The organism is Dokdonella sp. (assembly GCF_017744955.1).
GTDB lineage: Bacteria > Pseudomonadota > Gammaproteobacteria > Xanthomonadales > Rhodanobacteraceae > Dokdonella_A.
Map to the genome: position 1 here is coordinate 25,079 of NZ_JAGIAG010000006.1, position 14,269 is coordinate 39,347.

General features: G+C 72.4%; 10 protein-coding genes. 9 read left to right on the forward strand and 1 reads right to left on the reverse strand.

Annotated elements, in window-relative coordinates; genetic code table 11:
* Positions 1 to 21 precede the first annotated feature (21 nt).
* The 6 genes from J7520_RS13465 (at position 22) to J7520_RS13490 (ending at position 8,845) form a co-directional block, all read left to right on the forward strand.
* Positions 22 to 2,439: an ADOP family duplicated permease gene (locus J7520_RS13465; protein ID WP_291189126.1), complete on the forward strand. Its 2,418-nt coding sequence runs from the start codon at positions 22 to 24 to the stop codon at positions 2,437 to 2,439.
* 26 nt (positions 2,440 to 2,465) lie between these two features.
* Positions 2,466 to 3,146: an ABC transporter ATP-binding protein gene (locus J7520_RS13470; RefSeq protein ID WP_291189128.1), complete on the forward strand. Its 681-nt coding sequence runs from the start codon at positions 2,466 to 2,468 to the stop codon at positions 3,144 to 3,146.
* Positions 3,143 to 5,539 carry an ABC transporter permease gene (locus J7520_RS13475; protein ID WP_291189129.1) on the forward strand — a complete coding sequence of 799 codons (2,397 nt, stop codon included), beginning with the start codon at positions 3,143 to 3,145 and terminating at the stop codon, positions 5,537 to 5,539. Before J7520_RS13470 ends, J7520_RS13475 begins: the two co-directional genes overlap by 4 nt.
* Before the next feature lie 101 nt (positions 5,540 to 5,640).
* Positions 5,641 to 7,023 carry a sigma-54 dependent transcriptional regulator gene (locus J7520_RS13480; RefSeq protein ID WP_291189130.1) on the forward strand — a complete coding sequence of 461 codons (1,383 nt, stop codon included), beginning with the start codon at positions 5,641 to 5,643 and terminating at the stop codon, positions 7,021 to 7,023.
* Positions 7,023 to 8,369, forward strand: coding sequence for an ATP-binding protein (locus tag J7520_RS13485; RefSeq protein WP_291189131.1), 1,347 nt, complete (start codon positions 7,023 to 7,025; stop codon positions 8,367 to 8,369). Before J7520_RS13480 ends, J7520_RS13485 begins: the two co-directional genes overlap by 1 nt.
* A 50-nt stretch (positions 8,370 to 8,419) precedes the next feature.
* Positions 8,420 to 8,845, forward strand: coding sequence for a phosphate-starvation-inducible PsiE family protein (locus tag J7520_RS13490; protein WP_291189132.1), 426 nt, complete (start codon positions 8,420 to 8,422; stop codon positions 8,843 to 8,845).
* 12 nt (positions 8,846 to 8,857) lie between these two features.
* Here J7520_RS13490 and epmA read toward each other — a convergent pair whose 3' ends face one another.
* Positions 8,858 to 9,832 (reverse strand): EF-P lysine aminoacylase EpmA, encoded by a 975-nt coding sequence (gene epmA, locus J7520_RS13495; RefSeq protein ID WP_291189133.1) that lies wholly within the window; start codon positions 9,830 to 9,832, stop codon positions 8,858 to 8,860.
* Between the two features lie 115 nt (positions 9,833 to 9,947).
* Between epmA and J7520_RS13500 the strand changes: the two genes are divergently transcribed.
* The 3 genes from J7520_RS13500 to J7520_RS13510 all read left to right on the forward strand — a co-directional run bounded on the left by J7520_RS13500 (position 9,948) and on the right by J7520_RS13510 (position 14,216).
* The gene (locus tag J7520_RS13500; RefSeq protein ID WP_291189135.1) at positions 9,948 to 10,661 is read left to right on the forward strand and encodes a hypothetical protein; all 714 of its coding nucleotides are present in this window, start codon (positions 9,948 to 9,950) and stop codon (positions 10,659 to 10,661) included.
* Between the two features lie 227 nt (positions 10,662 to 10,888).
* A complete protein-coding gene (locus J7520_RS13505; protein ID WP_291189136.1) occupies positions 10,889 to 11,494 on the forward strand; it encodes an ECF-type sigma factor in 606 nt (201 codons plus the stop codon).
* Positions 11,478 to 14,216 (forward strand): serine/threonine-protein kinase, encoded by a 2,739-nt coding sequence (locus J7520_RS13510; protein ID WP_291189137.1) that lies wholly within the window; start codon positions 11,478 to 11,480, stop codon positions 14,214 to 14,216. Before J7520_RS13505 ends, J7520_RS13510 begins: the two co-directional genes overlap by 17 nt.
* Positions 14,217 to 14,269 lie beyond the last annotated feature (53 nt).

Here is a 14,269-nt window from a genome sequence, read left to right on the forward strand (position 1 = left end):
CCGTTTCCTTCCGGACCTGCCATGACTTCATTCGACCTCCGCCACGTCCTGCGCCGCCTGCTGCACGCGCCCGGCTTCAGCGCGGTTTCCGTGCTGCTGCTCGGGCTCGCCTTCGCGGCGTTCGCCTGTGTCGCCAGCGTGGTTCACGGCCTGCTGCTGAAGCCGCTGCCGTTTCCGCAGGCGGATCGTCTGGTGACGGTGGAATCGCGCGTGCTCGGCATTCCGTTCGACGTCGGGCTGTCGACGCCGCTGCGCGAGGAGATCGCCGCCCACGCACGCGGCATCGACGGCATCGCGGCGTACCGCACGAGCAGCGTGGTGCAGCGCGACGACGGCGGCCGCCGCATCGGCTCGCTGGACACCGCGCTGGTCGAGCCGGGCCTGTTCGGCCTGCTCGGCGCGCAGCCGGCGCTGGGGCGCCTGTTCGTCGCCGAGGACGCCGCCGCGGGCGCGGCCGGCAGCGTGGTGCTGTCCTGGGACGAATGGCAGCAGCGCTACGGCGGCGCCGCGGACGCGGTCGGCCGCACGCTGCGGCTGGAAGACCGCGACTACCGCGTGGTCGGCGTGCTGCCGAAGGGTTTCGTCTTCCCGGCCGGCGACACGCGGCTGTGGTTGCCGCTCGCCTTCAGCGCCGAAGAACGCGCGCGCACGCGCGCCGGCAACTTCGACGGCACGCTGGCGATCGCGCGGCTGCGCGACGGCAGCGAACGCACGGCGACCGCCGACGAGCTCAACAACCTCGCCCGGGCGATACCGGAACTCGACGGCGCCTTCGGCGGCAGCTTCACGCTGCGCGTGGAGCCGCTGCGCTCGCTGTGGACCGGCGAGCGCCGCGACGCGCTGCTGCTGATGCTGCTGGCGGTGGCGATGGTGTGGCTGGTCACCGCGGCCAACGTCACCAACCTGTTCCTCGCGCGCGCGCTGGAGCGCCGCCACGAGAGCGCGCTGACCGCGGCGCTCGGCGCGACGCCGTGGCGCCGGGCGCGCACGGCGGTGACCGAGGCGGCCATGCTGTGCCTGGCCGGCGCCGCGCTCGGCTGCGCGCTGCTGCCGGCCGGGCTCGCCCTGCTGCGGCATTTCGATCTGCTGCCGACCGGCACGCCGCAGGCGATCGGCATCGACCCGCCGACCGTGCTGCTACTGATCGCGCTCGCCGCCTTGCTGTGTGCCGCGCTCGCCTTCGCCGGGCTGTCGGTGCAGCGCGGCAACCTCAACGACATGATCCGCCGCGGCGGCTCGCGCCAGACCGCGAGCGGCGCCGCGCGCACCGCGCGCAAGTCACTGGTCGTCGCGCAGGTGGCGCTGACGGTCGCGCTACTGTTCGGCATCGGCGTGCTGCTGCGCAGCTCGCAGAACCTGCTCGCCGAGGATGTCGGCTTCCGCCGCGACCACCTGCTCTACGTCAGCCTCTACGACCTGGTCCCGTCCGGCGCGACGCCGGAGCTGCGCACCACGCGCCTGACCGAACTGGCCGAGCGCACGCGCGCGCTGCCCGGCGTGGCCGCCGCCGGCCTCGGCAGCATGATTCCGTTCGGCTCCAGCATCGCGACGACGAACTACACGCCGCCCGGCCAGGACGACATCAAGGACAAGCCGATCGGCTACGACCAGAAGGTCGACGCCGGCTACTTCGCCGCGCTCGGCATCCCGCTGCTGCGCGGCCGCGGTTTCGACGCCGACGAGGTGCGCACGAAGGCGCCGGTCGCCGTCGTCGACGAGACGTTCGTCAAGCGGCACTTCGGCGAGGCCGATCCGCTCGGCAAGCACTTCAAGGTCGGCGCCGGCGCCGACCTGCCGGACCGCGAAGTCACCATCGTCGGCGTGGTGCCGACGCTGAAGCAGCGCTCGCTCGACGAAGTCGCCGACCGGCCTGCCGTCTACCAGCCCGATCCGGCGCCGCCCTATGCCGCGCTGGCCGTGCGCACGACGGTCGATCCGTCCGCGCTGGTCGCGCCGTTGAAGACGCTCGGCGCGGACATCGCGCCGCAGGAATCGATCGGCCCGATCGTCACGCTCGGCGAGCGCATCGCCGGCACGCTGAAGGACCGCACGCGCCTGAACGACCTGCTCGGCCTGCTCGGCTCGGTCGCGCTGCTGCTCGCCGCGGTCGGGCTGTACGCCGTGCTCGCCTACGCGGTGCGCCAGCGCACCGCCGAGTTCGGCGTGCGCATGGCGCTCGGCGCGCGCGCGTCGAACGTGCGCGGCCTGGTGCTCGGCCAGGGCCTCGTGCTGGTCGGCGCCGGAATCGCGCTCGGCCTTCCGCTCGCCTGGGCGTTCGCGCGGATGCTGTCCAGCCGCCTGTATCGCGTCGGCGCGTTCGACCTCTCCACGCTCGCGGCGGTCGCCGCGGCGCTGGTCGCGGTCGGCCTGCTCGCCTGCTGGTGGCCCGCGCGGCGTGCGGCGCGCGTCGATCCTCTGGTCGCCCTGCGCGACGAATGAACCTGACCACTCCTCCGGAACCTTCCATGATCCGTCTCGAAAACGTCGAAAAATCCTTCCCGCTCGCCGGCGGCCGCACCTGGGTGCTGCGCAACATCGGCCTGGACATCGCCGAGGGCGAATTCGTCAGCGTGATGGGCCCGTCCGGCGCCGGCAAGAGTTCGCTCTTGAACGTGCTCGGCATGATGGACCACGACTGGCAAGGCAGCTACGCGTTCGACGACGTGAAGGTCGAGACGCTCAACGCCAAGCAGCGCCAGGCGCTGCAGCGCGAGAAGATCGGCTTCATCTTCCAGCACTACCACCTGATCGACGATCTGAAGGTGTGGGAGAACCTCGACCTGCCGTTGCAGTATCGCGACGTGCCGGCGAAGGAGCGCTCCGCGCGCGTCGCCGACCTGCTCGATCGCTTCCAGATCGTCGGCAAGAAGGACCTGTTCCCGAGCCAGCTGTCCGGCGGCCAGCAGCAGCTGGTCGCGGTGGCGCGCGCGGTCATCACGCGTCCGCGCCTGCTGCTCGCCGACGAACCGACCGGCGCGCTGCACTCCACCCAGGCGCGCACGATCATGGACCTGCTGCACGAGCTCAATCGCGACGGCATGACGATCGTGCAGGTCACCCACAACGAGCCGTTCGCGCGCGAAGCGCAGCGCGTCGTGCGCCTGGCGGACGGCTGGATCGACGGCGGCAGCGGGAGCGCCGGATGAACGCGATGCCTCTGCTGCGCGCGGCGTGGAAGCACCGCGCGGCGAACGCGGTCACCGTGGCGACGCTCGCCGCGACCGTGGCCGTGCTGCTGGCGGCGATCGCGGTGGCGCACAACTTCTTCGTCTCGCCCTGGACCTACGACACGGCGCGGCTCGGCGTGCTGACGCATCGCGCCGCCGCCGACACGCGCAGCCTGTACGGTTTCAGCGCCGAGGAATTCCGCACGCTGCGCGACAGCGGCCTGTTCGAGCAGGTGGTCGCCAGCCGCGGCCGGCCGGTCGCGTTCGACGGCGCCGACGGCTACCCGACGCGCATGCTGATGGTGCAGACGCTGCCGTCCGCGCATGCGGTGACCGGCGTCGCGCCGGCGCTCGGCCGTTTCCTCGGCGAGGAGGATCGCCCCGGTTCGACGTCCGCGGTGATCTCCCACGCCGTGTGGCAGTCGCACTTCGGCGGCGATCCCGCCGTGCTCGGGCGCGCGCTGCGCGTGGAGGACGCCGTCTACAGCGTGGTCGGCGTGATGCCCGACCGCTTCCATTTCATGGGCGGCGACTTCTGGACCGCCCACGCGCGCGAGCTCGACACCGATCAGGACGCGGCGCGGCCCTACGTGCTCAACGTGCGCTTCAAGCCCGGCACGGACCTGCCGCAACTGCGCGGCGCGCTGGCGACGCTGAGCCAGCGCCTGGTCGCCGCGGCACCGGCTTCGCGCTACCTGCCGGGCTGGTCGATCAGCGGCGAGCGCGTCATCGACGCGGTGATGGGGCCGATGCGTCCGGCAGTCGCGCTGCTGTTCGTCGCCTCGCTGCTGATGCTGCTGGTGGCGCTCGCCAACGTGGCCACGCTGATCAACATCCGCCAGGTCGCGGCCGAGCCGCAGCTGGCGGTGCGCCTGGCGCTCGGCGCGACCTCGCGCCGGCTCTACCTGGAGACGTTCGCGACCAACCTGCTGCTCGCCGCCGTCGGCGTGGGCCTCGGCTGGGCGCTCGGCGGCAGCGTGTTCGATCGCGTCGTCGGCATGATCTCGGCCGACTGGATCCCGCGCGAACTGGAAGGACGATTCGTCTACGCCGGCGCCTCGCTGCGCTGGATGCCGCTGATCGCGCTCGGCTGCGCGACGCTGATGACCTTGTCGCAATGGCCGCGCCTGCGTCGCCTCGACGCGCAGCTCGCGCTGCGCGGCAGCGTGCGCACCGGCGCCGGCGGCGGCGTGCTGCGCGCGATTCGCGGCCTGGCCGCGCTGCAGGTCACGGCGGCCGCGGTGGTCGGCGCGCTCGCGGTGTGCGTGGCCGCCGGCACCGACGACATCCGCGCCCGCGCGCTCGGCCTGCGCGTGGACGGCGTCGCCTCCACGCGGCTGACGCTGCCGCAGACGACCTATCCCGATGCCGCCGCCCGGCGCCGCTTCGCCGAGCGGCTCGGCGAGGCGTTGCGCGCCGAACCAGGTGTCGCCGATGCCGCCTTCGTCGACGCCGCGCCGTTCCAGCGCTATCGCCGCCAGACCGCCTTGCGCGCCGACCTCGCCGGCGGGCCGCGCGAGATCAGCGTCGGCCTCAACAGCAGCCTGGGCCCGGTGCCCGAGGTGCTCGGCTTGAGTCTGCTGAGCGGTCGCTACCTCGACGATGCCCGCGACGGCGCCGACGCGCAGCCGGTCGCCGTGGTCAGCCGCGCGCTGGCGCTGCAGATCTGGGGCACCGACGAGGTGCTCGACCGCATGCTCAGCCTCGCCAGCGAAAACGACGCGCCGCCGCGGCGCATCGTCGGCGTGCTCGACGACGTGCGCTACGGCGGCGCGCTGGCCGAACCGGAACGGCTCGTGTTCGTCCCGCAGGCGCAGGACCCTGGACTTTCGGCGACCCTGGTGGTCCTCGTGCGAGGGCGCGACGGCCGGGTGCCGACGGCGGACGTGCTCGCGCGCGCCGCGGCCGGCGTCGATCCGCGCGTGCCGCTGTTCGACACCGTGCGCCTGGCCGATCGCGCGCAGGAATCGCTCGCCGGCCTCAACCTGGCCGAAGCCTCGTTCCGCGTCTTCGCGACGCTGGCGATCGCGCTGGCATTGATGGGCACGGCGGTGGTGCTGTCGTTCCTGCTGGCGGTGCGCCGGCGCGAATACGCGCTGCGCAGCGCCGTCGGCGCGGCGCCTTCGCGCCTGGCGCGGCGCGTCGTCGGCGAAGGCCTGGCGATCGGCGCCGTCGGCACCCTCGCCGGCCTGGCCGTGGCCTGGGGCGTCGCCGGCCTGGTCGACGCCAACCTCTACGGCGCGACGCCGTGGCGCTGGCTGGCGACCGGCGGTGTCGGCGCCGGCCTGCTGCTGGCCACCGCGTTGGCGACGCTGACGCCGGCGCGGCGTGCCGCGGCCTCCGATCCGATGCTGGCACTGCGCGCGGACTGAACCGCGCGCCGTGCGCATGACCCGCGACGCGGGCGCGCGATACGATCACCGCATGCGCATTGCGCGCACGCTCCGACGCCCTTTCCGACTGCCGAGATTCCATGAGCACCACGATCCTCATCGCCGACGACCAGCGCGACATCCGCGAGGCGCTGCGCCTGCTGCTGAAGGCCGAGGGCATCGGCTGCGTCGCCGTCGACGGCCCGGCCGCGGCGATCGAAGCGGCGCGCAAGCAGCGCTTCGACGCCGCGCTGATCGACCTCAACTACACGCGCGACACGACCTCCGGCGCCGAGGGGCTGGACCTGCTGCGCGAGCTGAAGAAGCTCGACGGCGAACTGCCGGTGGTGGCGATGACCGCCTGGGGCACGATCGACGTCGCAGTCGAGGCGATGCGGCTCGGCGCCGGCGACTTCATCGAGAAGCCGTGGGACAACCAGCGCCTGGTCAACGTCGTGGGCAACCAGCTCGCGCTCGGCAAGGCGCGGCGCAACGAACGCCGCCTTGCCGCCGAGAACGCGCTGCTGCGCGCCGGCGACGACGAGGAATTCATCGCCGCCTCGGCCTCGATGCGCGCGCTGCTGGCGACCTTGCAGCGCGTCGCGCCGTCCGACGCCAACGTGCTCGTGCTCGGCGAGAACGGCACCGGCAAGGGCGTCATCGCGCGCAAGCTGCACGAGGCCTCGCGGCGCTCCGCCGCCTCGTTCGTCAAGGTCAACATGGGCGGCATCCCGGAAAGCGTGTTCGAGGCGGAGATGTTCGGCCACGTGCGCGGCGCCTTCACCGACGCCAAGAGCGACCGCATCGGCCGCTTCGAACTCGCCGACGGCGGCACCCTGTTCCTCGACGAGATCGCCAACATCCCGCCGGCGCAGCAGCCCAAGCTGCTGCGCGTGCTGGAGGACGGCGAACTCGAACGCGTCGGCTCCTCGCGCACGCTGAAGGTCGACGTGCGCCTGGTCTCGGCGACCAATGCCGACCTCGCCGCCGACGTCGCCCGCGGCGCGTTCCGCAAGGACCTGATGTTCCGACTCAACACCGTCGAGCTGCGCCTGCCGCCGCTGCGCGAACGCGGCGAGGACATCGCGCAGCTGGCGCAGTCGTTCCTCGCGCGCTACGCCGCACGCTACCAGCGCGACGGCCTGCACTTCGCGCCGTCGGCGCTGCGCGCGCTGCAGAACTACGCCTGGCCGGGCAACGTGCGCGAGCTGTCGCACGTGGTCGAGCGCGCCGCGCTGATGGCCGACGCGACGCAGCTCGACGAGGACATGCTGAGCCTGAAGCCGCCGGCGCCGCACGACATCAACGGCGCCGCCGCGCTGGCGGCGAGCGAGTCGCTGACCGTCGAGCAGGCCGAGGAGCGCATGGTGCGGCAGGCGCTCGAACGCACCAGCGGCAACATCCAGCGCGCGGCCGCCCTGCTCGGCCTGAGCCGCCCCTCGCTGTACCGCCGATTGCAGAAGTACGGCATCGAGTCCGCCTGATGCCTGGCGCGCCGCGCTGGAGCTACGAGCACCGCCTGCTGGCCGCCCTGCTGCTGGTGGCGCTGCCCGGCCTGCTCGCCCTCGCCGGCGTCGTGCTGTTCGTCTACGGCGCCGGCTGGAAGACCGTCACCGCGCTCGTCGTCGTCGTCGCGGTCACGCTGGCGGTCGCCGTCGCGCTGCAGCGGCGCGCCGTGTTCCCGCTGTACACCTTGTCGAACCTGCTCGAGGCGCTGCGCGAAGGCGATTACAGCCTGCGCGGCTCGCGCGCGCGGCGCGGCGACGCGGTCGGCGAGGTGGTGTGGGAGATCAACCTGCTGGCGCAGACCTTGCGCGAACAGCGCCTGGCGGTCGAGGAGAAGACCGCGCTGCTGACCAAGGTGATCGCCGCGCTCGACATCGCCGTGCTCAGCTTCGACGCGGAAGGGTTTCTCACGCTCGCCAATCCGGCCGCCGAGCGCCTGCTCGACCGGCCGTTCATGGCGCTGGACGGGCGCTCGGCGCAGGCCCTCGGCGTGGCCGGCTTCCTCGCCGGCGGCGCCAAGCGCGTGGTCGAACACGCGTTTCCCAGCGGCAGCGGTCGCTGGGAGATCCGCCATGCGCGCTTCCGCGCCGACGGCCGTCCGCACGACCTGCTCGTCATCACTGATCTCAGCCGCGCCCTGCGCGAGGAAGAACGCCTCGCCTGGCAGCGCCTGCTGCGCGTGCTCGGCCACGAGCTCAACAACTCGCTCGCGCCGATCCGCTCGATGGCGGCGACGGTGTCCAAGCTGATCGATCTCGAACCGCCGCCGGACGACTGGCGCGGCGACGCGCGCAGCGGCCTGGAGGTGATCGGCGCGCGGGCGGAAGCGCTGGCGCGCTTCATGGCGCGCTACACCGCGCTGGCGCGGCTGCCGCCGCCGAATCTGCGCGAGGTCGCGTTCGACGAGCTGGCGCGGCGCGCGGCGCGTCTGGAACAGCGCCTCGAGGTGAAGATCGGAGCGGGTCCGCCGCTGCGCGCGAACCTCGATCCGGACCAGATCGAGCAGGCGCTGATCAACCTGATCCGCAATGCCACCGACGCCGCGTCGACCACCGGCGGCGAGGTCGCCCTCGACTGGCGCGAGGAGAACGGCAGCCTGATCGTCGACATCGTCGACGGCGGCCCCGGCCTGCCGCCGAGCGAGAACCTGTTCGTGCCGTTCTTCACCACCAAGCCGGGCGGCTCCGGCATCGGCCTGGTGCTGGCGCGCCAGATCGTCGAGCAGCACGGCGGCATTTTGTCGCTGGAGAACCGCGCCGACGCGCGTGGCTGCGTGGCGCGGCTGCGTCTGCCGCTGCCGGCCGCCGCCGCGGCGCTTGCCTGACGGCGCGCGCGTGCGGAGTATGGGCGCCACCTTCCGCAGAGGGTGGCGTCATGAGCGAACTTCCCGGACCCGGACTGAAGCGCGGCGGCCTGCGCCTGATCGGCCTCATCGAGCACGCCGGCCTGATCGTCGTGCTGATCGCCACCGTGGTCGCGGCGGCGCAGGAGATCTTCGCGATGTGGAGTCACCGCCAGGTCGGCGTGACCGACCTGCTGCTGCTCTTCATCTACCTGGAGATCGTCACCATGAGCGCGGTGTACTGGCGCGTCGGCCGGCTGCCGGTACGCATGCCGCTGTACATCGCGATGGTCGCGATGGCGCGGCACATGACGCTGGAGACGCAGGACTTCTCGCCGGCGACGATCCTCGCGCAGGCGGTCGCGATCCTGCTGCTCGGCATCGCCGTGCTGGTGGTGCGCTACGGCCACGTGCGCTTTCCGTACACCGACGAAGGCGAACGCGAGCGCCTGAGCTGACAGGCGCGGGCGTCAGGCGTCGGCGAAGGCGAACGCGAGCACGTCGCGGATGTCGTCGGTATCCGCCAGGCACATCAGCAGGCGTTCGATGCCGAGCGCGACGCCGGCGCAGGCCGGCATCGCGTCGAGCACCGCGAGCAGACGCTCGTCGAGCGGCAGTTCGCGCTGGCCGCGTTCGCGGCGGCGCGCGTTGTCGCGCTCGAAGCGCGCGCGCTGCTCGGCCGCGTCGTTCAGTTCGTGATAGCCGTTGGCGAGTTCGTAGGATCCCAGGTACAGCTCGAAGCGCTCGGCCAGCGGCGGCTCGCCGGCGCGGATCTTCGCCAGCGCGCATTGCGTCGCCGGGAAGTCGTGGATCACGCTGATGCGATCGCGCGGGAATGCGGGCTGCAGGCGATGAGTGATCAGCAGGTCGAGCCAGTCGTCGCGGCCGAGGCCGTCGCCGTCGATGCGCACGTCCGCCAGCGGCGCGCGCAGCTGTTCGATCGAAGCCGTGACCGGGTCGAGGCCGAGTTCGGCGAGGAACCAGTCGCGATAGCTGCGCGTCACGACGTCGGCGCGGCGCTCTTGCAGCGCGAGCGCGTCCTGCACCAGGTCGATCGTCTCGTCGATCAGGCGCCGGTGGTCCCAGCCGACGCGGTACCACTCGAGCATGGTGAATTCGGGATTGTGGCGGCGCCCCGCTTCGCCGTTGCGGAACACGCGGCCGAGTTCGTAGCAGTCGCCGACGCCCGCGGCGAGCAGGCGCTTCAACGGATATTCCGGCGAGGTGCGCAGCCAGCGCTCGCGCGAACCCGCGTCGACGTGGCCGCTGAACTGCGTGGCGAAACTCTCGATGTTCGGCTCGGTGTTGCCGGCGACGCTGAGGATCGGCGTCTCGACTTCCAGCACGGCGCGTTCGGCGAAGAAGGCGCGGATGCGCGCATACAGCCGCGCGCGCAGGTGCAGCGCGGCGAAAGTCGATTCGTGCGTGGCGGGCGGCGGCGTCAACGGGATTGCGTGGCAATGCGGGCGGCGAAGTGTACGGGGTTTCGTCGATTGGCAGCGGCGTCGTCAGGCGCATCGGGGCGCACTACACTGCCGGGACTTCGATCGGGACGCCGCGATGCGCAATCTGGATTTCAGTTCCTGGCAAGGGCTGCTGTCGACGCTGCTCGGCCTGGCGATCATCACCCTGATCGGCGTCGGCATCCGTCTGCTCGCGATGCAGACGATCCAGCAGCGGCGCGAGCGCGAGAACCGGCAGATCAACGAACGCCTGCGCACGCTGATCGCCGCCTACAAGACGCTCGGCGGCTCGTTCACCGGCAACCTCGCCGTCGATCCGACGCACCTGCGCGATCTGCGCCAACGTGCCACCGAGGCCGCCGGCGACGCCTCGTCCGGCAGCGACCGTGCGCGCCGCATGCGCGATGCGGTCGAAGCGGCACTGTCGGACATCATCCTGCTCGGCACCGAGGAGCAGGTGCGGCTCGCCGCGCGGGCGGCGACGGAACTCGCCGAAGGCCGTCCGATCCACACGCACGAGCTGGTCGTCTCGCTGCGCGACTTCGTCCGCGCGGCGCTCGATCTCGATCCGGTTCCCGCCGGCCTGGCGCTGCCGAAACAAGGCCCTACCCGCCCCGGCAGCGGCGCGGGCGGCGGCGGACGCGGCAAGGGCGACGGCGGTGGCCGGGACGAGGCCAAGGGCGGCGGACGTGGCGGCGGCGCCGGCGGCGGCATGGGCGCGGGCATGGGCCTGGGCGCCGGCCTGGGGATCGGTTCGGGCGGTCTGCACGATCCCGGCGCGGACGACGGCGACAAGGACGCCGTGCGCTGAGGGTTTCCGCCGCTTCGCCGCATCGGCGGCGAGGCTCGCGACGCGCTCTTCAGCGGCCGCGCAAAGTGCAAAAATAGCTTCTGCGGCACGCGGCCGGGGTGCCTCGCGCGACACCCTCGCCTGCTTCCTCGCCGCTGCGCGCGGGCCCGGTCGCGACGAGCCGCGGCGACTCGACGAACCGTTCGCGGGTCACGAGGCCGGTTGCTAGACTTCGCCAGGGGGATTCGATGAGCGCAGCAAAACCCGGCCAAGTCGCAGCCAGCGCCGAGCTGACGCGCCTGCTGCACGAATGGCGCAACGGCGACGGCCGCGTCTTCTCGGTGCTGATCGAGCAGGCCTATCCGGCGCTCAAGCGCATCGCGCTGCAACGCGTCGACCAGCAGAACGGCGCGGCCACCCTGTCGCCGACCGAGCTGGTGCACGAGACCGCGCTGGGCATGATGCAGTCGCCGGCGGACTTCGCCAATCGCGCGCATTTCTTCGCCACCATGTCGCTGGCGATGCGCTCGATCCTGGTCGATCGCGCGCGTGCACGCGCCGCCGACAAGCGCGGCGGCGACTGCGTGCAGATCAGCCTGTCCGGCGTCGAGGCCGGCGACGACGCATCGATGGCGGTCGATCTGCTGGCGCTGGAACAGGCGCTGACCGAACTGGAAGCGCTCGATCCGCGGTGCGGCCAGGTCATGCATCTGACCTATTTCGGCGGATTGCAGCAGGAGGAGATCGCAGTCGTGCTCGGGGTGTCCGTGCCGACCGTGAAGCGCGACCTGCGCTTCGCGCGTTCGTGGCTGCTGCAAGCGATCGGCGACGGATCCGATGGCGATCGACGCTGAGCGCTACCTCCGGCTGCGCGATCTCCACGACGCCGTCGTCGATCTCGATCCCGCCGCGCGTGCCGACGCGCTGGCACGCCTGGGCGCCGACGCCGAACTCGCCGCGCAGGTGCTGGTCCTGTGCGCGGCCGGCGACGGCGACCGCCGCGGCGCCCTGACCGCCGCGCGCGACGGCCTGCTCGACGGCGCGTCCGCGATACGACCGGATATCGGCGAAGTCTTCGGCGCCTGGCGCATCGCCGAGGAAATAGGCCACGGCGGCATGGGGCGCGTCTATCGCGTCGAGCGCGGCGACGGCAGCTATCGGCAGACCGCTGCGCTGAAGTTCATCAAGGGCCTGGCCGGCAAGGCGGCGATCGCGAACTTCATGCGCGAGCGCCAGCTGCTGGCCGATCTCGCCCATCCCAACATCGCGCGCCTGCTCGACGGCGGCACCAGCGTGCACGGACAGCCGTACCTGGTGATGGAATACGTCGCCGGCCTTCCGATCGACGAGCACTGCCGGCGCAACCGTCCCGGCCTGAACGCGACCCTCGACCTGTTCGTCGCCGCCTGCGCGGCGGTGAGCCACGCGCACCGGCAACTGATCGTGCACTGCGACCTGAAGCCGTCGAACATCCTGGTCGACGCGCAGGGCCGGCCGACGCTGCTCGACTTCGGCATCGCGCAGCTGGCCGAGCGCCTCGCCGACGACGCCGCGCAGAATCCCGGCCACGCCTCGCCCGGCTACACGCCGGGCTACGCCAGCCCCGAGCAGCGTCGCGGCGAGCGCGTCGGCGTCGCCAGCGACGTCTACAGCCTCGGCGTGGTGCTGCGCGAGATGCTCGAGGCGGCGAACCTGCGCGCCGGGCCGGAACTCGCCGCCGTCGCCGCGATGGCCACGCGCGAGGATCCCGCCGCGCGCTACGCCTCGGTCGACGCGTTGCGCGAGGACCTGGCGCGACTGCGCGCGCATCGCCCGGTCCGCGCGCTGCCGGCGGCGGCCGGCTACCGCCTCGCGCGCTTCGCGCGGCGCCATTGGCTGGCGCTGTCGGTGGCGGCCGCCGTGGTGCTGCTGACGGCGTCGTTCACCTGGAAGGTCGCCAGCGAAAGCCGTCGCGCGCGGGCCGCCGAACAGACCGCATTGACCGAGCGCGACCGCGCGCGCCAGGCCGAGAGCGAAGCGCGCGCCTCCGAAGCCGCGGCGCGCGAAACCAGCCTGTTCCTGACCTCGGTGTTCGAAGGCGCCAACCCCGATGCCGGCAGCGGCAACGTCTCCATCGCGGCGCTGCTCGACCAGGCGCTGCAGCGCGTCGAGCGCGACCTGACCGACGACCCGGCGACGCGCGCGCAGATGTCGGCGGCGCTGGCCAAGGTGCTGTTCGTGATCGGCCAGCACGAGCGCGCGCGTGCGCTGTACGAAAAAGCCATCGCGCTGGAGCGGACGCAGAATCGGCCGCTGGTGCTGGCGCAGATGCTGATCGACGACGCCGACACGTCCATGCGCTACACCGACCGGGTGCGGCTGTTCGACTATGCGCGCGAGGCGCTGAGCCTGCTCGAACAGCACATCGCAGCCGATTCACCGGCGCGGGTGAAACTGACCTTGACCGCCGCCAGGGTAATCGGGGTGGATCAGCCGGACGAGGCAGCGGCGTTGTTCGAGCGAACCCTGCCGCTGCTGCGGAAGATCGAGCCCGACGGCCTCGACCTGTCCGAGAATCTCAGCAACTACGGCTGGCTCGAACGGGTGCGCGGCAACTACGATCACGCCGTCGCGCTGCTGAAGGAATCGATCGAGCTGCGCGAACGCGTGGAAGGCGACGGCCGCGAGGAATACGCCAGCAGCCTCGAAGTGCTCGCCAACACGCTCACCCAGGCGCGCCGTTTCGACGAGGCCGAACCGCTGTTCCTGCGCGCACAGGCGCTGCATCGGCGCATCGGCGACATGGACAGCCGCGCCGGCGCCTGGTCGCTCGACCAATACGCGACCATGCTCTACGAAGCCGGGCGCTCGCTGCAGGCGCTGCCGCTGTACGACGAGATCTTCGCGATCGCCGCGCGCAAGGTGTCCAAGGACGACGACTCGCAGCTGGTCTGGCGCCACAACTTCGCCAAGAACGCCGCCATGGCGGGCGACGGCGAGCGCGCCCGGCGCGCGATCGCCGAAGCGATCGCCGGCGCGCGACGGAGCGGCGCGGCGGACTACCTGCTGGCACGCTACCTGCGCACGCAGGCCTACATCCTCGGCATGGAAGCCTGCGCCGAGGAAAGCGACCAGGCACTGAGCGCCGCCGAGGCGATCTATGCCGCGCGGCACCAGCCCGGCGACGCCGACCTGAACGCGACCAGGGTCGAACGCGCGCTGTGGTCGGCCTCCTGCGGGCGCCCCGAAGCGACGCGGGCCGCGCTGGCGGAACTGGCGCCGTATCGCGGCGCGCTCAAGCCGGTGCCGGCGTGGCAGCTGGCGCAGGCGACGGCGCTGGCGCGCCTGCGCCAGGACGGCGACGCGGCGGCGCTGGCCGAGGTGCAAAAGAACGAGGCCCTCGCCGCGACGACCTTCGCAACGGGCGATCCGCGCATCGCGCTGGCCAAGCTGGCACGCGCGGAGTGGCTGCACGATCACCGCCGCCACGACGAAGCGGCGACGCTCGCCGCCGACATCCTCGCCGGCCTCGACGGCAAGCTGGTGCCGGGCTCGCCCGTTCGCGCGCGCGTCCGCGCCCTGCTTCGGCCGCGCTGACACCATCGCGCGCGCGGCGTGCGCGCGTGACGGTGTGGTCAAGATGCGGCGGT

Bases quoted from the DNA above. Each gene is read 5' to 3' on its own strand.
- J7520_RS13500 (WP_291189135.1), top strand. From the start codon at position 9,948: ATGCGCAATCTGGATTTCAGTTCCTGGCAAGGGCTGCTGTCGACGCTG.
- J7520_RS13465 (WP_291189126.1), top strand. From the start codon at position 22: ATGACTTCATTCGACCTCCGCCACGTCCTGCGCCGCCTGCTGCACGCG.
- J7520_RS13485 (WP_291189131.1), top strand. From the start codon at position 7,023: ATGCCTGGCGCGCCGCGCTGGAGCTACGAGCACCGCCTGCTGGCCGCC.
- J7520_RS13475 (WP_291189129.1), top strand. From the start codon at position 3,143: ATGAACGCGATGCCTCTGCTGCGCGCGGCGTGGAAGCACCGCGCGGCG.
- J7520_RS13480 (WP_291189130.1), top strand. From the start codon at position 5,641: ATGAGCACCACGATCCTCATCGCCGACGACCAGCGCGACATCCGCGAG.
- J7520_RS13470 (WP_291189128.1), top strand. From the start codon at position 2,466: ATGATCCGTCTCGAAAACGTCGAAAAATCCTTCCCGCTCGCCGGCGGC.
- J7520_RS13505 (WP_291189136.1), top strand. From the start codon at position 10,889: ATGAGCGCAGCAAAACCCGGCCAAGTCGCAGCCAGCGCCGAGCTGACG.
- J7520_RS13490 (WP_291189132.1), top strand. From the start codon at position 8,420: ATGAGCGAACTTCCCGGACCCGGACTGAAGCGCGGCGGCCTGCGCCTG.
- J7520_RS13510 (WP_291189137.1), top strand. From the start codon at position 11,478: ATGGCGATCGACGCTGAGCGCTACCTCCGGCTGCGCGATCTCCACGAC.